General features: G+C 38.1%; 22 protein-coding genes. All 22 read left to right on the top strand.

Features of this window, described 5'->3' with window-relative positions; genetic code table 11:
- Positions 1-223 precede the first annotated feature (223 nt).
- The 22 genes from ACXIUD_RS02140 (at position 224) to ACXIUD_RS02035 (ending at position 19,767) form a co-directional block, all read left to right on the top strand.
- Positions 224-1,492, top strand: coding sequence for a serine hydroxymethyltransferase (locus ACXIUD_RS02140; RefSeq protein ID WP_458050963.1), 1,269 nt, complete (start codon positions 224-226; stop codon positions 1,490-1,492).
- A gap of 15 nt (positions 1,493-1,507) precedes the next feature.
- Positions 1,508-2,350, top strand: a complete 843-nt coding sequence (gene tatC / locus ACXIUD_RS02135; protein ID WP_458050962.1) for a twin-arginine translocase subunit TatC — start codon at positions 1,508-1,510, stop codon at positions 2,348-2,350.
- 11 nt (positions 2,351-2,361) lie between these two features.
- Positions 2,362-2,799, top strand: coding sequence for a ribose 5-phosphate isomerase B (rpiB, locus tag ACXIUD_RS02130; protein ID WP_458050961.1), 438 nt, complete (start codon positions 2,362-2,364; stop codon positions 2,797-2,799).
- A 449-nt stretch (positions 2,800-3,248) separates the two neighbouring features.
- Positions 3,249-4,424 (top strand): HlyD family secretion protein, encoded by a 1,176-nt coding sequence (locus ACXIUD_RS02125; protein WP_458050960.1) that lies wholly within the window; start codon positions 3,249-3,251, stop codon positions 4,422-4,424.
- A gap of 11 nt (positions 4,425-4,435) precedes the next feature.
- The gene (locus tag ACXIUD_RS02120; protein WP_458050959.1) at positions 4,436-6,586 is read left to right on the top strand and encodes a peptidase domain-containing ABC transporter; all 2,151 of its coding nucleotides are present in this window, start codon (positions 4,436-4,438) and stop codon (positions 6,584-6,586) included.
- 66 nt (positions 6,587-6,652) lie between these two features.
- Positions 6,653-6,982: an HTH domain-containing protein gene (locus ACXIUD_RS02115; protein WP_458050958.1), complete on the top strand. Its 330-nt coding sequence runs from the start codon at positions 6,653-6,655 to the stop codon at positions 6,980-6,982.
- Positions 6,954-7,649, top strand: a complete 696-nt coding sequence (locus ACXIUD_RS02110; RefSeq protein ID WP_458050957.1) for a CPBP family glutamic-type intramembrane protease — start codon at positions 6,954-6,956, stop codon at positions 7,647-7,649. Before ACXIUD_RS02115 ends, ACXIUD_RS02110 begins: the two co-directional genes overlap by 29 nt.
- Before the next feature lie 170 nt (positions 7,650-7,819).
- Entirely contained in the window at positions 7,820-7,996 is a 177-nt protein-coding gene (locus ACXIUD_RS02105) for a hypothetical protein (RefSeq protein WP_458050956.1), read from the top strand.
- Positions 7,983-8,165, top strand: a complete 183-nt coding sequence (locus ACXIUD_RS02100; RefSeq protein ID WP_458050955.1) for a hypothetical protein — start codon at positions 7,983-7,985, stop codon at positions 8,163-8,165. Before ACXIUD_RS02105 ends, ACXIUD_RS02100 begins: the two co-directional genes overlap by 14 nt.
- A 181-nt stretch (positions 8,166-8,346) precedes the next feature.
- Positions 8,347-8,994, top strand: a complete 648-nt coding sequence (locus tag ACXIUD_RS02095; RefSeq protein ID WP_458050954.1) for a CPBP family glutamic-type intramembrane protease — start codon at positions 8,347-8,349, stop codon at positions 8,992-8,994.
- 245 nt (positions 8,995-9,239) lie between these two features.
- The gene (locus tag ACXIUD_RS02090) at positions 9,240-9,596 is read left to right on the top strand and encodes a hypothetical protein (RefSeq protein WP_458050953.1); all 357 of its coding nucleotides are present in this window, start codon (positions 9,240-9,242) and stop codon (positions 9,594-9,596) included.
- Between the two features lie 112 nt (positions 9,597-9,708).
- The gene (locus tag ACXIUD_RS02085; RefSeq protein WP_458050952.1) at positions 9,709-9,867 is read left to right on the top strand and encodes a hypothetical protein; all 159 of its coding nucleotides are present in this window, start codon (positions 9,709-9,711) and stop codon (positions 9,865-9,867) included.
- Between the two features lie 13 nt (positions 9,868-9,880).
- A complete protein-coding gene (locus tag ACXIUD_RS02080; RefSeq protein ID WP_458050951.1) occupies positions 9,881-10,066 on the top strand; it encodes a hypothetical protein in 186 nt (61 codons plus the stop codon).
- Positions 10,067-10,692: 626 nt separating this feature from the next.
- Positions 10,693-10,821 (top strand): hypothetical protein, encoded by a 129-nt coding sequence (locus ACXIUD_RS02075; RefSeq protein WP_458050950.1) that lies wholly within the window; start codon positions 10,693-10,695, stop codon positions 10,819-10,821.
- Between the two features lie 415 nt (positions 10,822-11,236).
- Complete coding sequence (locus tag ACXIUD_RS02070; protein ID WP_458050949.1) at positions 11,237-11,593, top strand: hypothetical protein; 357 nt, start codon at positions 11,237-11,239, stop codon at positions 11,591-11,593.
- A 459-nt stretch (positions 11,594-12,052) separates the two neighbouring features.
- Positions 12,053-12,772, top strand: a complete 720-nt coding sequence (locus ACXIUD_RS02065; protein WP_458050948.1) for a hypothetical protein — start codon at positions 12,053-12,055, stop codon at positions 12,770-12,772.
- 521 nt (positions 12,773-13,293) lie between these two features.
- On the top strand, positions 13,294-13,491 hold the full coding sequence (locus tag ACXIUD_RS02060) for a hypothetical protein (protein WP_458050947.1): 198 nt from the start codon (positions 13,294-13,296) through the stop codon (positions 13,489-13,491).
- A gap of 10 nt (positions 13,492-13,501) precedes the next feature.
- Positions 13,502-14,017, top strand: coding sequence for a CPBP family intramembrane glutamic endopeptidase (locus ACXIUD_RS02055; RefSeq protein ID WP_458050946.1), 516 nt, complete (start codon positions 13,502-13,504; stop codon positions 14,015-14,017).
- 77 nt (positions 14,018-14,094) lie between these two features.
- Positions 14,095-16,956 (top strand): M16 family metallopeptidase, encoded by a 2,862-nt coding sequence (locus tag ACXIUD_RS02050; RefSeq protein ID WP_458050945.1) that lies wholly within the window; start codon positions 14,095-14,097, stop codon positions 16,954-16,956.
- Positions 16,957-17,167: 211 nt separating this feature from the next.
- The gene (locus ACXIUD_RS02045; protein ID WP_458050944.1) at positions 17,168-17,509 is read left to right on the top strand and encodes a hypothetical protein; all 342 of its coding nucleotides are present in this window, start codon (positions 17,168-17,170) and stop codon (positions 17,507-17,509) included.
- 385 nt (positions 17,510-17,894) lie between these two features.
- The gene (locus ACXIUD_RS02040; RefSeq protein ID WP_458050943.1) at positions 17,895-18,584 is read left to right on the top strand and encodes a hypothetical protein; all 690 of its coding nucleotides are present in this window, start codon (positions 17,895-17,897) and stop codon (positions 18,582-18,584) included.
- A gap of 4 nt (positions 18,585-18,588) precedes the next feature.
- Positions 18,589-19,767 (top strand): hypothetical protein, encoded by a 1,179-nt coding sequence (locus ACXIUD_RS02035; RefSeq protein ID WP_458050942.1) that lies wholly within the window; start codon positions 18,589-18,591, stop codon positions 19,765-19,767.
- Positions 19,768-19,940: the final 173 nt, after the last annotated feature.

Here is a 19,940-nt window from a genome sequence, read left to right as displayed (position 1 = left end):
TGAAGACTTCAATTAGTTTGGGTCCAAGTCTATAGACTTGAACCATTCTTCGACAACATCAAATCTGTGTAAATCTGCGAAATCTGTGGACCACCTCCTCTTGCGAGCGTTGCGATCAATCGTAGCGCTCGTGGCGTGAAATGAGTGGTGGATTAACTGTTCATTGAATTGGATTATCCATTGAATAAAACTAATTTTGGGCAACCTTTTAAAAATCGTGTCCATGAAAAGAGATCAAGTCATTTTTGACCTTATCGCCAAAGAAGAAAACCGTCAAAAAACAGGTATTGAATTGATAGCCTCTGAAAACTTCACCAGCAAACAGGTGATGGAAGCAGCGGGCAGTGTGTTGACCAACAAGTATGCCGAGGGACTTCCTAACAAGCGCTACTATGGTGGATGTGAAGTGGTAGATCAAATCGAGCAGTTGGCGATTGATCGTGCGAAAGAACTCTTTGGAGCAAGCTGGGCAAATGTGCAACCGCATTCCGGTGCTCAGGCAAATGCAGCCGTTTTCTTGGCAGTATTGAATGCAGGTGACCCCATTTTGGGTTTTGACTTGGCACATGGTGGACACTTAACCCATGGATCTCCCGTAAACTTCTCGGGCAAACTCTATCAGCCGCATTTCTACGGAGTAGAAGAGGAAACCGGCTTGATTGATTATGATAAGGTAGAAGCTAAAGCTTTAGAAGTAAAACCTAAGTTATTGATTTGCGGAGCTTCCGCTTACAGCCGTGACTGGGATTATGAGCGTTTGAGAGATATCGCTGACCAAGTTGGTGCTTTGTTACTGGCTGATATATCTCATCCATCAGGTTTGATTGCAAGAGGTTTGTTAAATGACCCATTGGAATTTTGTCATATCGTCACTACTACTACGCATAAGACTTTGAGAGGTCCAAGAGGTGGCTTGATTTTGATGAGAGAAGATTTCGATAATCCATTTGGCTTAAAGACTCCTAAAGGTGAGTTGAGAAAAATGTCATCCTTGCTGGATTCCGGTGTTTTCCCTGGTACACAAGGTGGCCCATTGGAGCATATCATCGCTGCTAAAGCAATTGCTTTCCAAGAAGCACTTTCAGACGAATATATGGAGTATGTAGTGCAGGTGAAGAAAAACGCGGCCGTGATGGCGGAGGAGTTTGTAGCCCGTGGCTATCAATTGATCTCTGGAGGTACGGACAACCACCTCATGTTAATTGACTTGAGCAATAAAGAGCTTACAGGTAAATTAGCTGAAGAAACCTTGGGCAAAGTAGATATCACCATCAATAAAAATATGGTTCCTTTCGATAAGCGCTCACCGTTTGTAACTTCTGGCATGCGTGTTGGAACAGCTGCAGTCACCACAAGAGGCTTGAAAGAAGAGGATATGAAGAAAATCGTAGCCTTGATCGATGATGCCTTGGTAAATCATGCTGACGAGGCTGCTTTAGCACGCATCAAGTCCCAAGTCAACGAATGGATGGTTCAATTCCCATTGTATTAATCGCTCAAATTCAAAGTGGCATTAGATCAGTATAGAGAAGAAGAGGAAGACGAAGGCATGTCCTTTTTGGACCATTTGGAGCAACTGAGGTGGCATCTGCTGCGCTCAGTTGCTGCTATTTTGGTATTTACGGTAGCAGCCTTTTTGGCAAAGAGTATAGTGTTTGGTAAAATCATCCTAGGCCCTTCGAGGGTTGATTTCTTTACCTATCGCATGCTCTGCGAGTTGGCTGAAATATTCAACACGCCTGTGCTTTGTATCACAGAACTCCCCTTTATCCTGCAAAGCCGTCAAATGACGGGGCAGTTTTCCATGCACATCACTTCCTCTTTGGTGGTGGGTATTATCGCTTCCTTCCCCTATATATTCTGGGAAGTTTGGCGATTTATTAGTCCAGGATTATACGCTAAAGAACGTCAGGCCGCTAGAGGTGCCGTATTCTTTGTGAGTTTGCTCTTTTTCTTGGGCACCCTTTTTGGATACTACATCCTCACCCCTATTTCGGTTAATTTCTTGGCCAATTACCAGTTGGACCCTACAATTTCCAATGAGTTTGACATTACCTCTTATGTGGGTACATTGAGCATGTTGGTCTTGGCATCTGCGATTATGTTTCAGTTGCCCATGGTCATCTACTTCCTGTCCATGTCGGGATTGGTCAGTGCAGCCATGTTGAAAACTTACAGAAGACACTCTATTGTAGTTATTCTCATCTTGGCAGCCGTGATTACACCTCCTGACGTGATTAGCCAGATTTTGATCGCCATGCCTATCTTGGTTTTGTACGAAGCTGGTATTCAGATTGCGAAGCGATTGGAGAAGAAACGCGCACAAGAAGCACTTGAAGATAACGATTAAACCCTTTGATGATGATAAAGAAAATAGCAATTGGCGGAGATCATGCCGGATACGAGTACAAGCAAGCCTTAATAAAACAGCTACAGGAAGCAGGTTTAGAGGTGAAAGATTTCGGGCCATACTCTGATGGTTCGGTTGATTACCCCGACCATGTACATCCTTTGGCTCAAGCTATTGAAGCGGGAGAGTTTGATACCGGTATTTTGATTTGCGGTAGCGGCAATGGAGTAGCCATCACTGCCAACAAGCATCAAGGCATCCGTGCAGCCTTATGCTGGAACGAGGAACTGGCAGCTTTAGCCCGTTCGCATAACGACGCCAATATACTAGCCATTCCTGCTCGATTTATCCCATTCGAGACAGCCAGTAAGATGGTAGATGTCTTCATCCAAACTGACTTCGAAGGTGGCCGCCATGCCACCCGAGTAAACAAAATAGCCTGCGGATAATTTCGCAGGTTTTTTTATCTTTCAATAGTGAAGTTTTTTGGGTGCTTTTTATCGTGAACGCAACCTGTAGATTAGCCCTTTACAAGTTAGAACCCCAGCACAGCGTCTTAACCAAAGGTGAAATCAAGAAAAAGCTGATGCTTTATGGACTTGTATATGTTATTTTTATTGGAGTGGGGCTTTGGTGGATAGGGGTGTTGTAACGAATTTGTTTTTTAGCCATACGGTAGACTTAGTAAAGTTGCTAATTTTTTGAATGTTTGGTTTTAAACTTTAGGTGCTTACCTGATTTCTAACTCATGACAAGTCGACTAGGAGCAGAACATTAAATTAAGTATTTAAATAAACGTTTAACTTCGATAGGATAAGAGGAATTTAGTAGGTGATTTTTTAAATTTCGATATGGCTTTTAAATAAGCTCACAGTCAACCTTTTAAATTTTCAAGCCTATGGAAACCAATATATTCCCCGCTGCCATTACCCAACAAACAGTTGAGGTATATGACTCCAAAATCAGCGTTAAGTCAAGCATTATTTACTTGATAATTCTTGGGATTCTCATAAGCGCAGTAATCGCTCTTCCTCTAATTTATGTAGATGTAGCGGTACAATCCAGAGGAACCTTCCAATCTGCGCTTCAGCGAAACTCGATCATGAGTTCAGTAGGTGGAAGATTAGAAAACTGGAACATCACAGAAAACCAAAAAGTTAAAAAAGGAGATGTGCTCGCTGTCATCAGAGGTGAACAAATCCACTTGGAGATGAATGGAATAGAGGAGCGTTTAAGCTTGGTCAATAACTTCATCTCGGATATACAAAAACTATCACGCTTAAATTTAGAGGAAACAATAGTTCCTTCGATAAAGCTTACATCCAATTACTATCAGGCTTCTTTTTTTGAGTTTCAATCCAAACTGAATAATCATACTGCTACTTTACAAAAGTTGGAAAGGGATTTTGAGCGAGCCAAAATCTTGTTTGAAAGTAAATCAATTGCCTTCGCAGAGTATGACAATACAGAAGTCCAATTCAAACAAGCAGCAACGCAACTAGAAATCCTCAAAAAACAACAAATCAATCAATGGGAGCAAGAGCTGGTAAACTATAGAAATGAACAAATCCGTCTAAAAAACCAACTTGAAGTTTATGCGGAACAAATAGATCAATACAAGGTAATTGCGGGCACCAATGGAACATTGATCAATGTATTGAATCTGAATGTCGGTGATTTTATTCACCCTCAACAAAAGTTGGCGGAAATCTCTCCTGACACTACCCTACTCGCAGTTACCTATATTTCTCCTATGGATATCGCTTTTGTAGAAAAAGGGCAGGAAGTCAGTTTCCAAATTGACGCATACAATTACAATCAATGGGGTGTAGCCATGGGGAAAGTAATTGATGTTGCCGATGACCTGACTCTGATCAATGAAAGAGAAGCTGGATTTCTAGTTACTTGTGCTTTAGACACGCCTAACCTGACTTTAGCAAGCGGTCAGGAAGGGTTTGTGAAAAAGGGCATGACCTTCAATGCGCGTTTTGTGATCGCAAGAAGATCATTATTCCAATTGCTATACGACAAAGTAGATAACTGGCTCAATCCGCAAGTTCAAGTTCCATCTTAATTTTTATACTCATGGGTATTAAAATCAAACAACGGGATATCACCGACTGCGGAGCTGCCTGCTTGGCATCCGTAGCCGCTCATTACAAATTGGAAATGCCGGTAGCAAAAATCCGTCAAATGGCCTCCACCGATCAAAAAGGTACCAATATTTTGGGTTTGATCGAGGCGGCTACCAAAATGGGTTTTTCGGCTAAGGGTGTACGGGGTGATTTCGAGGCATTGGTGGATGTTCCCATGCCTGTGATAGCGCATGTCATTGTTAAAAAAGTCCTGCATCATTTTATCGTCTTGTACAAAGTAAATGATAAAGTTGTGGAATATATGGATCCAGGAGATGGGCAAATTCATAAAGTCAGTCCAGATACATTTAAAGAAATTTGGACGGGGGTTCTAGTCCTTCTCATGCCCAATGATGAGTTCAAAGCAGTCAATCAGAAAGTTAGCACTTGGAGTAGATTTTGGTATTTGGTCAGACCCCATAGAGGAGTTATGCTTCAGTCACTGGTCGGGGCGGTTATTTACACCATTTTAGGCTTAACCACTTCCATCTATGTGCAGAAAATAATTGACCACGTGTTCATTGGCAGAAATGTTAACTTACTGAACTTACTTTCTGTAGCCATGATCGTATTACTTTTGCTACAGATAATTATCGGAGTTTTTCAAACGCTTTTTGTTATCAAAGTAGGTCAACGAATCGATGCCCGGTTGATTTTAGGTTATTACAAGCACTTACTTACGCTTCCACAACGATTTTTTGACACCATGCGAGTGGGGGAAATCATTTCTCGAATCAATGATGCCGTAAAAATTAGAGCATTTATCAACGATGTCTCCATTGGTTTTATAGTCAATGTATTCATCGTATTTTTTTCTTTTGCCCTCATGTTTACTTTTTATTGGAAGCTGGCTTTGGTGATGCTGCTGGTTATTCCTTTGTATGTTGTCATTTACCTCATCACAAACAAGCTGAACAAAAAAATAGAACGCAGGCTAATGGAAGAGTCGGCCGAACTGGAATCGCAATTAGTAGAATCCATTACTTCGGCAGGAACAATCAAACGATTCGGGGCAGAAGACCATGCCAACATCAAAACTGAGGTGCGGTTTATTTCTTTACTCAAGACAGTATATCAATCCGGATTAAATAACATCTTTTCAGGCACTTCTTCTGAAGTAGTATCCAGAGTTTTTACTATCATTCTACTTTGGGTTGGGGCTGGATATGTACTCAAAAATGAAATCACACCTGGGGAATTGATGTCATTTTATGCACTCATTGGCTACCTGACCGGGCCTGTTTCTAGCTTGATCGGGATGAACAAAACGATCCAAAATGCTCTGATTGCTGCGGATCGATTGTTTGAAATCATGGATTTAGAGGTGGAAAGTAGCGATGACACCTTCCCTATCCAAAAAGAAGATGTAGGGGATATTTATTTTAAAAATGTGAGTTTTCGGTATGGTTCACGAGCAAATGTTTTTGATAGCCTGACCTTGGTATTTCCAAAAGGTAAAATATCCGGTGTAATCGGTGAAAGTGGCTCGGGTAAAAGCACGCTAGTTTCCCTCCTCCAAAACCTTTATCCCCTGCAAGCTGGGAATATCTACATCGGGGAACACGACATCAAGTTCATCAATAATGCTAGCTTAAGACAGATCGTCTCAGTCGTGCCACAGCGCATTGATTTATTTGCAGGAAACGTTTTGGAAAATATCGCTCTGGGAGACTATCAACCCGACATGCAGCGAATTGTACATATCTGCAATAAACTGGGAATGATGAATTTCATTGAAAGTCTTCCCAATGGATTTGGAACATACTTGGGAGAAAACGGGGCTTCCCTTTCTGGCGGACAAAAACAACGAATTGCGATAGCTAGAGCACTGTACAGAAATCCTGAAATCCTGATATTAGATGAGGCTACTGCTTCCTTAGACCCCGACTCTGAACAATTTGTGCAACAGGCAATCCGAATGCTCGCCACTGAGGGTAAAACCATCATCTTCATAACGCATAGATTGGCAGCCGTTCAGGAATTTGATCGCTTGTATGTTCTGGATAAGGGGAAACTAATCGAAGAAGGCACGCACTCAGAATTGCTTATGAAAGAAGGGAAATACTTCGACATGATCCGAAAGCAATTGGTGGTGCTTTGAAAATGTACCAAGAATGATACAATCAACCAATTACAATTTAACTAATCAACTAATAACTATACTATTATGGAATTTATCAGACAAATTGAAAGATTGCAGCTATTGAATAAGCTGGTGAGGGAACAGCGGACAGGGAGTCCGGAGGAACTCGCAAACAGGCTCGGTGTAAGCAGAAGACAATTGTATGTGTATTTGGAGTACCTGAAAGATATGGGACTTGACATCCAATTTTCCAGAAAACAAAACAGCTTCGTATTTGCCTGTCAAAAGCAGGTACGCATCGACTGGAAATTTGAGATTTTAGAAAGCTCCCAGGTAAATACTATCAACGGAGGAAGAAATTTTCAACCATTAACTATAGAAACATATGTATCACACTACACACGCTGTGCTTAAGCCAAGTTTCAAAGCACAAATCAAGGAAACGATTGAGACTATTATCAATTTTCTCAAAAAACCCAATAGACCTGAAACCTTTGCAGATATGACCCCCAAGGAGTTTCTGAAATTGCTGCTAATCACGTTTTTGGCAATCGTTCCACTAGGTCTGCTCTTACACTTATTTGATATAGAGCAATTTGATCATAAAATAGAAGCCATGCTGGAAAATCATCTTTGGCTCATAGTATTTGCGGGGATATTTATCGCTCCTTTACTAGAGGAGCCTGTATATCGCTTACATCAAAACTTGAAATACAGCTCTTTGGCTTGGGGCTTTGGACTTTCGTTTTTGCTTCTGAGTGAAGTTTGGTATCCTCTAATCCTATTTTGGGTGTATTTGGCTTACCTTTTCATACAGCTCAATCATGGAAAGCAACCTTCTCTCAAAATGGTTATTTGGGTATCTTCCATCTTATTCGGGTTAGTTCACATGGGAAACTATACCGACTTCGACTATGATAAATATTTCTATCTAGTACCCTTTTTGGTAGGGTTTCAGATTGTTCTAGGGCTGATTCTAAGCTATGTTCGTCTAACATACGGCATGAAATGGGCAATTATTTTCCACGGCGCCTACAATGCTACCTTATTGATTCCTTTGGCTATTTTTTACGAACCGTAAAAAATTTGAATAAAATTTCTATCGTGCTGTTTTTCAGCACGGAGCAAGACTAATTTAGTATCATGATCAAACAACAAGTCTTCATGCTAGCTACCAAGAATTGTTTGGATGAGATTGGGAAAACCCAACGCCCGGAAATGGTTGGGGGGAATAGAAAATTTATTTAAATTATGGACAAGTTTAAAGAATTGAGTTTAGAGGAAAAAATGGATTTAGATGGCGGATTTATCCTAATGGGAGGAGTATGGTACACTCCAAATATAACTGACTTTGCCATAGGTTTTGTAGAAAACCTTGGTCCGGCATTCGAAAGAGCAGCAAAAAAAATCAAATATGAAAGAAGGTAAGATAATCATGAAAGAATTAACACAACAAGAACTAATTTTCATTAATGGGGGAGAGGTCTCCTTCGCTAGAAAAGCTGGAAGATGGACTGCTGATTTTTTTGCGACGACAGTTGCATGTGCCGTTTGGGTAATTGATTGCGCAATAGATGTTGTTACATCAATTATTTAAAGTATAGATGGGATAATAAATGAACAAATATTTATTATCCCATAATTTTTAATATTGATAACTATACAAAAGTTAATTTTATTTAGCTTCCAAAAATTATTAATTCTCAAAATAAAATTGGCCCCTTAAGCCGATTACCGAAAACAAATAAGTTAAAATTTATCACTCAATTAGAAATACCATGTCAAAATTCATTGCAAACTTTTATTTTTTCTTGACATCGGGTGAAATTTCAAATCAATTTGCTACTTCAAATAAAAAAAATTTCTTGTACGCCTTTTCACTTAAGTGGGTAGTTTATTTATTCTTTGGTTTCACCCAACTAATAATTTTTAAATCGGGAGCAAGTGAAATGAGTAAAGCTCTCAGTGGGAGTGATCATTTTAAAGTTTTTCTTAATGTCGTACTACTTGCTCCAATTTTCGAAGAGCTCGTTCTTAGATATCATTTGGGATTTAAGTTAAAAAACATTATCCTCTCTATGTTAGCATCAATAGTTTTGTTTCATAAAACTTTATACATGTTAGTAGCCTTTCTACCATACTTTTTTTTATTAATAATCTTAATTAAACAGAATTTTAAGGTTCATAGGCTAATACTTATTTACACATCTTCCTTGATTTTTGCAACTTTACACCTTTGCTTTCATGAAACTACACCATCTTTTGAAAATTCAATTTTCATTTTTTTTCCTCGTTTTTTCAGTGGACTATTATTCTGCTTTATCTATTTTAATAATGGAATCATTGCATCCATAATTTTCCATATGATATGGAATTTATTTCCTTTTTCCATAAATTTCTTGACAAAACAGATTTTAGGTTTTTGACTAAAGTACTCAATCAGAAAAGCCATATTTTCAGCATAAATAGCTATAAAATATTAGAAACCAGTATTAATCTTTTAAATTACCCTATCTATTGGACTTATATTAATCATTGGGCTAATTTCAGGAACAGCCGTTGGCGTTTCAATCTACTTTATTTGATTTTAACTTACTTTTTGCTGAGTTAAAGATCAATCACTTTACAGTCCTAAAAACAACACGAGACCTATTTCATCGTAAAATCAACCATGCAAGAAAGAGATATACTACTTCGATGGCTAAGGGCATTCTTTGAAAGTTTAAATAGGCTGTTGAATAAATCTTATGTTGATAAAAGAGAAATACAGGATATGTATCCTAAGTTTTTCGGGAAGAACAGAGTCTATTTTCTTGAGGCTGAAGGAATAACTATGATTGAAGAATTGTTTTTAGAAAGTGATGATACTACCAAAAAAGAAAAGTTGTCAGCACTTTGCCAACTTATGGAACTCGATCTAAAACTAGAAGAAGACGTTAGGCTAAGACAAATTTTGAAAGATCAGACATTGTCTATTAACGATCTCCTCCTGAAAAAATACGGATATTTTAGGGTGGGTTTTCATTGATTTATTGATCAATCAGCAAATCACCATGCTAGCTAACCTGATTTGCCAGAGCGAGATTGGGAAAACCCAACGCCAGGAAATGGTTGGGGAAAAATGAAAATTTATTTAAATTATGGACAAGTTTAAAGAATTAAGTTTTGAGGAAAAGATGGAGATAGATGGTGGGGGACCAATATCAGATTGGATTTGTAAAAAAATTAAAGAATTTTTAGACAAGCCTGTACCTCAAGTTCCACCAGCCGATATGTGTGCTGAATGTGTTTTTGTTTAAATGTTAATAAGTTATGAAAAATCTAGAAATGTTAGAGTTAAATAGTTCTGAATTAAATGATATTAATGGTGGGGGTTTTTTCGTTCCTCTTTTGATATGGGCAGGCAAAGCAGCTGCAACCGCTGTAGCAGGCTATGTAGCCTATGAAGTTATTGATGGGGTAGTTAAGGGAGTTGCTGGCGAATGTGATTGTCAATAAATTATGACTGCTGGTTTTGATAAATCGAAACCAGCAGTTATTTATTAAGATTAATAACATTAAAAATTACATAAATGAAAAAACTAATAAAAAACATGTTAAAATTACTTGCTTCATTAATTATATCTCTAATAATTGGACAAGGGATAATGTTGATTCTGGGTAAATCTAGTGTGACAAGTGGCCATGTTGTTGTTATGACTGTTGTTGTTTTCATGTTGGTGTCAAATTTTCCTTTCTCGAAACTTGTTAAGAGTTGAAATCAAATCAATTCCAAAATCTGACTGTTCGCAATGATGCACGTAACAAAATAATCTTTGTCATTTAGTTTCATTGATTTCCTGAGCTTGTTTTATTGTTGTTTCTTGATTAAAAACACACAAAACCATAAACAACATAGAATTTATAAACTATATAATACTCCCCAAAATTGAGACAAGAGGTTAAGTAAAAAAATCGTTAAAATTTAACCTCATAGTCAAGGAAAAAATTGATTTTGAAGAAAAATAGTGACAAAATCTATGGCTTTCGTAAAAATATAGAATACTAATTTTTATAAAAACACAAAAAACAAAAAAACCTTCTGCGAATTCACCCCGTAACAACTAATGATTAATTTGCAAACTATGAAAGCAAAAGGTCTTATTCAAATCCTCGCAATCATTGTCACCATAGCATTTTTTGCTTACCATGCAGCGTATGCCATTGGCAAAGCAAAAGCGCACCATGAAAACAGTCAAACAATAATCGACTAATAATCAAGAACCTACAGAGTAAGATTTATGAATATATTCAAAAACAAAGCGTATAAAAAATCATTCCTTATAGGACTATTGTATGGTGTTGGAGTTGGTGCACTTGCGGCATTTGTGTATTATGCGATATGATAAATCCCACATTGGCGATAATTAAAGACTTGTTTTTTATCAATAGGAGCAGAATTATATTCTTATTGATTTATTATCCAAAAAATAAAGTCTAGCTAAAATAGATGTTATGAAATTTAATAAAATCACATTCGTTGAAGGATTAATCATTGGACTTATTTCAGGAGCAGCAGTTGGGATTTCAATTTACTTTTTTTGATCAAAACTCACTTCTTTTTAAGCCTACCTTTAACCAGTCTATAATCTTGATAAACACTAGTGTCACTTCATCATACTCTCAATAATGCAAGAAAGAGATCTGCTACTTCGATGGCTCAGAGCATTTTTTGAAGGTTTAAATAGACTATTGAATAAATCTTATGTTGATAAAAAAGAAATACAGGATATGTATCCTAAGTTTTTTGGGAAGAACAGATTCTATTTTCTTGAGGCTGAAGGAATCACAATGATCGAAGAACTGTTTATAGAAAGTGATGATACTACCAACAAAGAAAAGTTGTCAGCGCTTTGCCAACTTATGGAACTTGATCCAAAACAAGAAGAAGACCTAAGGCTAAGAATAATTTTAAAAGATCAGATATTGTCTATTAACGATCTCCTCCTGAAAAAATACGGATATTTTAGGGTGGATTTTCATTGATTTATTGATCAATAAGGAAATTATCAAACCTATATGGCAGAGATATTTTATACTTAACACCTATAAGACCAATTAACACATTTATTTTTGTTCCCCATCGAAATTTATTATCTGAAACTAGATGTTATTCCTTGAGCATTTAAAATTATTGATCTCCGCTTTCCCCAATCCCTTAACTTTCCTTACTTTTCACTAAGGCACAAGACCTCAGGGCTACGCCCCTCTCCTGCTAGCGATTATTTAATTTCTACGAAGATCTTAGGCCTACGGCCCAATAATTCCTCCCGAAAGTGTAGTACTTTTTCAAAAACTAAGCATGTGTAGCAAATTAAACGTTTAACTTCTCACAGCTTCTTCATTCATAGGACTAAATTTATTAATTTTTAAGTATTTACAGGGCACCAAAATTATATTGAACGAAACGTTTTTATCGTCAATAAAACTAATATTCCCACTGATATGAGATATTTAAAAGTAATTACTCTCCTTTTAGCCCCTTTTCTTTCTTTTAGTCAAAAGCTGGAGGGATTTTATTTAGGGAGTTTAATCAGCGATCAAGATCTTCTTATCATTGAAAAAGAAAAAGATCATTTTTTAGTCACCTTGCAGTCCGCGAAGAACAATCCTATTCTAATGGTAGGAATAAAACTGGACAATAAAATAAAGTTTGATATTCCTTTGGACAGCGGCGAAGAACTTGAGGTTACTGCTTCAAAGAAAGACGACGTCCTATCCTTGGCGTTTGAATTAGATAAAAAACTTTATACCATAGACTTTGAACCAGTTAAACAACCATCTATCCCAAATAAAAACTCATCTTCAAACCATTCAAAAGATGAACGGCTTGTAGGCACATGGATTGAAAAACAAACGTTTACAGTAGATGGTATACTTGATAAAGAGTTAGATAATTCATCTAAAAATTACAAGGTTACTTATACAAAAGATGGTAGATTAATTCTAGACTCGAGAATTTTTAGAGATTTAGCTAAAAAGTATGGATATAAATTTGATTTTTCAGATATACCTATGATTTATTGGTCAACCGACACTGATGCTACATTATTTACTGAGATGCCTGCAATTAACCAAACCATGCAGTCTGCCTATCAAATAAATGGAGACTCCTTAATCATTCTAGAAGAAAAGGTTAAAAGATTTTTCATAAAAGCAAAATAGAAAATCAGAAAACCTACATGGATGTGATATTTTATGCCAAACACTTCTAAATCAATTAACATAACTTTTTTCCATCGAAATTCACTTTTTGACACCATACGTTATTCCTTGAGCAATTAAAGTTGTTGATTTTTGTTGTCCCTAATCCTTCAACTTTTCAATATGGTACAAGACCTCAGGGCTACGCCCCTCTCCTACTACATATCATTTTTTCCTACGAAGATCACAGACCTACGGCCCTAGCCGTTCATTTTAGATTAGTTAAATCTACGAAGTACAGGTCTACAGCCCAAAACGCCACCCTGCTCTGAAAGAGCAACACCACAGTAACCATGGGTTACAAAACCCATGGATTAAAAGACTAAATACACCTCCCCTGCCCTAAAGGGGCAGTACATCCCAAACAGGTAAGCAATTCCAAAATTAAACGTTTATTTTTCACAGGATTATTTCCCTTTTAATCACTATTCATTAATTTCCAACAATTATTTCTTAAATACATCATAGACTAACCACGTTCAATGAAAAAACTCAAACCTTATATCTTCATCATCAGCTTAGCTATGATTGCATCACCATTAATCGATAGCTATTTTTTAGATGAAAAACTGGGACGATACGCCTATGGATTATTTGCTGCAGGAATGTTTATCCATTCGATGACGCTTTTACTCCCTGCATTCATACAATGGAAAAAAGAAAAATTCAATGAAAGCTGAATTCTAAAACATGACAAACTGGCGAGATCCTATCCGAGTATTCATCGAAAATCATAACCATCGAGCACCTCTTCAGCTTTTGCTTTTCTTTATTGCTATTGAAGTATTTTATACCATTTCATCCTCTTTACTAGTTAATTGGCTAGTAGATGACTCGGTATTTGACATTGATTTTCTACAGGACATGTCCACGATGGAATTATTCTTGGTGGTTGTGTTGGGAGGCCCTCTTCTGGAAACTTTCCTTTTTCAATACCTTATAATTGAATTAGTTTTTTGGATTGAATCCATCCTAAAAAAACAAATTCCACTGCTGATTCCCATCCTGCTTTCAGGAATCCCATTTGGCCTAACGCATGATTACAATATTTACTACCTTGTGGTTGCTACCATTTCTGGATTCTTATTCGCTTTCTTTTATATCATGGCAAAGTACACAAAAGGACTAAATCCTTTTTGGACAGTATTTGCAGTACATGCTGCTAGCAACTTTGTCAGCTTTATTCTCAATCAATTCTTCGAATAAATAGTGCTCAATAATAAAACCTTATCTAACGAAACCTCTCTTTATAAATACCCGTTCCATCAAAAAAATTTAAACCTATGAAAAAGCTATTTTTACTACTCTTTTTTCTACCCATAGGCATTTTCGCCCAACAATTATATGTAGAAACCTATCAATTACCGAACGGGCTCACCATCTATCTGCATGAAGACAAAACTAGGCCAGAAGTACTCGGTGCGGTGGTAGTCAATGGAGGTGCAATTTGGGACCCGGAAGATGCAACTGGAATGGCCCATTATCTGGAACACATGCTTTTCAAAGGTACCACTGAAATGGGAACCACTGATTTCACCAAAGAATCTATTTATTTAGCTAAAATTGACTCTCTCTATGAGGAACTTGGGAAGACTAAATCAGAAGACCTCCGAAAGGCTATCCAACTTCAAATCAATGAACAAAACTTGCTTGCCTCCGAATTTGCAGTAGCCAATGAATTTGACCGACTCATCAATAGCATCGGTGGTAAAGGTCTTAATGCCTTCACTTCCCATGACATGGTCATGTACTACAACACCTTCCCTCCACATCAACTGGAAAAATGGTCGGAAATCTACTCGCATAGATTTATGAATCCTGTGTTCCGTATGTTCCAATCTGAATTGGAAACGGTATACGAAGAAAAAAACATGTACATGGATGACCCTACCTACAAGGTTATAGAAACTTTTGATAGAGCTTTTTATAAAAATCATCCTTACGGGCAACGGGATATTCTTGGGGAGGTAGAACACCTCAAAAACCCATCCCTCAAGCGCATGTACGAGTACTACAACACCTACTATGTTCCCGCCAATATGGCCTTGATCATCAGCGGTGATATCGACATCAAACTAATTAAGCCTATTTTGGATGAGAAATTTGGCCGCTGGAAAGCCAAAGACAAACCCGCTCGCGAATTTATAGCAGAAGCAGAATTCAAAGGCAAAGAGGTGATCAAAGGTCGCTATCTTCCCATTAAGGCAGGAATTGCAGGTTACCGAACTGTTCCCGTTGGGCATCCTGATGAAGCAGCACTTACAGTCATCAATGAGCTCCTAAGCAATAGAAGTGAAACAGGCTTATGGGATAAGTTGACCTTGGATAATAAGCTGTTGGCTGCCGAAATGGAAGCTGATATCCAAGTGGAACACGGGCGAACACTTGTCATTTTCGTGCCAAAAATCGTGGGACAGTCGCTCAAAAAAGCCGAAAATATGATGTTGGCAGAATTGGATAAACTCAAATCTGGCAATTTCGATGAACAGTTATTAGATGACATCAAACTCAATTACACCAAAAGACAGCAACTCAACTTAGAATCCAATTTTCAAAAAGTCTACCTCCTGGCAAATGCATTTATCAGTGAGCGCCCATGGGAGGAAGTGCTTAGCCTGACCGAACAAATTCAAAGCATCACAAAAGAGGATGTAGTAGCCAAAGCGAATACTTATTTTGGAGAAAATAGATTGGTATTATATTCCAGAACAGGTTTTCCCAAGAAAAACAAACTCCCCAAACCTCCGTTCACACCGGTAAGCCCAAAAGGAACGGAATCTGAGTACGCAAAAGCATTTAAAGCCATTCCAGAGCTTCCCCTGAGTCCTAGCTTTGTAGACATATCCGAAGCAGTACAAATCAATAAACTCAACGAACTGGTACATCTATACTATTCCCCAAACCCTATCAATAGCATTTTCAGCTTTACAATAAATATCCAGCGGGGTGACCTTCAAGACAATCAATTAGAATACTTGGCCTCCATGCTTAATTCCGCTGGAACAGCTACTAAAAGTAGAGATGAGTTTAAAGCTGCTTTAGCACGCTTGGGCACCAGCTTATCAATGTATAGCTCTGACCTACAGTTTATGATTAGTATGCAAGGATTGGAGGAAAACTTTCAAGCCAGCATGGATCTACTTCAAGAACTACTTTCCCAACCGGTTTTCACGGAGGTGGGTAAAAAGAAATACCTTTCCGGAGTACGATTTGAACGCAGAATAGAAGGAAAAGATCTCGATGCCAAATCAGATATCATCAGCGATTATCTCTTGTATGGAGAAAACTCTCCCTATCTTACCCGCATGTCTATGAAGGAAATCAAAGCATTGCCATTTAGCGCCCTTCAGGAGAGCTTAAAAACATTACTAAATACGGAATCATTACTTTCCTATGTGGGCAATACCCCTAATCAAGAGATTGAACAGGTGCTGAAAAATTCCTTGGGTACTATTTTAACCGGAACAGAACCAAAGGTGATGGACGAGAGACCTTTAGCTATGCATGCCAAGCCCACAGTCTTTTTTATCAATGATAAAAAGGCCATTCAAACTCAGATTTACTTTATGAGTCAGAGCAATCAACCACGCTCCAAAGAAGATCAATATGCTATTAATGCATTCAATGAATATTTTGGTAATTCCATGTCTGGTCTAGTATTTCAGGAAATCCGGGAATTCCGTTCTTTAGCTTATGCAACTTGGGCCAGATTGAATAACGGGTCTATCCGCGGAAGAAATGCCTATACCATTGGGTTTGTAGGATGCCAAGCAGATAAAAGCGTGGAAGCCATGACCGTGTTTAAGGACCTCCTTCAGGAGCTTCCAAAAAAAGAAGACCGACTCCCTGAAATCCAAAAATCATTGGTACAAACAGCAGCCTTTTCAAAACCCTATTTCCGAACGCTGCCGCAGACGATATACAGCTGGAAATTATTGGGCTTCGATCAGGACCCTAACCAATTATTTTACGAGCGCTACCAAACTCTTGAATTTGATGCCATTGAAAGAGCCTACGAAACCTATATTGTCGGCAATCCATTGAGCTTTAGCATTGCTGGAAACAAAAAATCCATGGATATGAAAGCTTATGAGGTCTTCGGAGAAGTCGTAGAAATGGATCTGAAACAAGTGCGCAAAAAATAAACCTAGCAGCATTCACTCATATGCTAATGAAATCATGGAATAGGATTAAAAAAATCAGTCTCTACTTTACGGCTAATTTAGTATTCGTTCTATTCATAGGGAAATTAATCGAGCACTACATACATGGAGGGCCTTTAAGTACTGCTCACTATACTGCCATGTTCACCGCTACGTTTTTGGTAAATTATTCTTTTGTGAAAAAAAAAATCACATGAATGAGCCAATTAGATCTTATGTTAAAATCATTGTAGTTTGGGTAGTTTTCCTACTACCACTTACTTCTTTTGCCCAAGATATTATTTGGAAGGAGAATGGAGAAGTATTAGATGTGTTTATCCACAAAATGAGGTTTGAGAAGATAGTTTACCGAATCGAGCCAGATCGAACATCCAAAAAGCTTAAAACACGCTATCGGGACATCTCCAAAGTGGAACGAATAAACGGTGACATCCACTATTATTTGGAAGGAAGGGAAAACAGGAAAATGCTGCTCGAATCAAAGAAAAACGGATATTCCAAATGGGGGCAATTGGAATTGGAATTGGAATGCTAGTCGCCCTTGGAGTTTTACTCAACTAACATAGATATGATTTTATTATTTGACATTCTGATTGATCTCATCATGATAGGGCTGCTTCAACTGACGGGGTTTCTATCACGAATAGTTGCTTTCAAACAATCGAAATCAAAAATTCTAGATTTTAAAAAAAATCTTTTTGCAGCCCTCCTTTTGTTTATTCTGATCGTGAGTGTATATAGCTTATTTTACCAAAATTGAATTTAGTCCCCAGGTACTGATCCATAACATGCTTCATTAAACACCTTTTTTTATAGGTAAAAAAACTCCTTAAGTTAACTATTGGTATTTTTCCAATAAATTTTCCGCTATTTCCCATCCTCAGAAAGAAGTTCTTCGTACAACTAAAGAAAAACTCTTTATGATGATTACAAATTTTAAAACAAGCTATTTGCTTGCATTGATCCTTTTTATCACCTGCTCATTCACAGCCCAAGCTCAATTTATCGAAAGACTAGGTCCTGTTGAGGGTTTTACAAAACCAGAAGAAATCACAATCCTTCACGATTACAGTGAAACAAAAGACCTTATCAAAATAGGAGAAGCCCACTCAAAGGCTAGAGGTGCTTGGGTATTCACAGCTATCAACGCCATAGACACCCGAGCAAGAAAAAAACTATTGGAAGAAGCAAGTTCTCGCGGTGCATCACATGTTTGGATTACTCAGCGAATGCCTTATGGGGGATTGGAAAAATTTTACAGCTACCAGGCAGTGTTATACCTAGCTCCTGAGAAAAAAATCTCCGAACAACAGGTAAGAAACATACTAAGCAATAGTACATTCTCCCATCAGCAAACAGCCAGAACTAATCGAAATGCGTATGGAATACGGCTAAAGTCCATCAACAAAGAAAATGTAATAACCATACACGAAGGCTCTGATATATTCAGCACCGATGAAGGTGTATTTGTCAATATCCAAACCCCCAAAAGAGACAAAGTACTTACCTTCACCTATCAAATCATCGGAATACAAGAGAATTTAATCTTCTTGTCAGAAGTTGTAAAACCTAATAAAGTATACGCTGTCCATCAACTGTACAAAAGGTGATCGTATGAGCTCCAAACATTTCAGGCCAGTCTTTGTGCTTGGCCTTTTTTTTCTCACGCTGGCTTGTGGCAAAAAAGAAAGTAACATCGTTTCTACAGCTACAATAAGCGGTTATGAGTTGTCTATCATAGACTCGGTTACCGTAGACTACATCGGCGTTTTGGGATGGTCACATATCAGTCCTGACGGGGCGCATTTTCTGGCTATGAACCTGCAAAACTCGGAAATCTTACTTATTGACCAAGCGGGCCATATCTTGCAAACGTACCAATTTACGGGAGATCAACCTAATAATATCGGGGCCAACCCCATTGCACGGCCACAATTCAAGAATTCTGAATCCTTTGCAGTATTGGGCATCAATGGCTTTTTCTTGTATGATTTTGCCGGCACTCTCCTGAGTAAATTCAAACCTGACTTTACGCCTGCCATGGGTTATCAGGTGTATCATGCAGATTTATTTCAATTTAGGAATGAAAATGAAGCATTAGCACAACTGGGCTCAAGGAATCAAAAAGGATCGGGATTCTATTCCATCGATTCGGGGACAATTTTAGAAAAAATCAATATCCCTGAAAACAGCTTCAGCGGCGTAGTACCCTTTCCAGCTAATTCCCGATTTAGTAAACCCGATGAAATCTACACCCAAACCTCTACCTATCCTGTGATACGTGTTCAGGACTCGGGGGTGTATGTAGCCTTTACCAATGACTCGACCTTGTATTACTACGAATGGTCAGATTTAGAAAAGCCAGCTAAGGAAATAACCTTGAAGTTTGACGCCTTTGAGCAAATCAAAGGGAAAGATCCAAAAGCCATAGACTTGGATGTCATCAGTTTCGATACCCGCACATTTGCCTATGGCTCCATCAATCACTTGCACAATTATCAAAATCAACTTCTAATTGGTTATGAAAGCGGTCTATCGGATGAAGCGTATGAGCGAGCTATTGAAGGGGCAAATGGATTTCAGGAGATTTTTCAAGCCATCAACAAGGTTCAGGTAGCCAAATGGGCCATTGTCTCAGAAGATGGGACCCTCACCCCTGTTAATATTCCATCAGATTTGGGAAGAATAGAATTCATTGACTCAGAAAACAACATTTGGATTTCACCAAACAAAAGTGAACGAGAACGCGACTACGAAGTACTCTTCAAAGCACGCCTCCAAGCAAAATCATAAGACTTCAACAACAAAAAACAGCCCCAGCAAAGATTGCTGGGGCTGTTTTTATTCTAAAGTTGTTTCATTTCAATAACAGGCTCGCCCTTGACCAAAATCAATCAAAACCCAACATTATTTACACCTTATTTCGCAAAGCATATTTCTACTTTATATCACGAAGCATATTCCTA

The sequence above is a fragment of the Mongoliitalea sp. genome, assembly GCF_054166905.1.
This window is presented reverse-complemented; position numbering and strand designations above follow the sequence as displayed.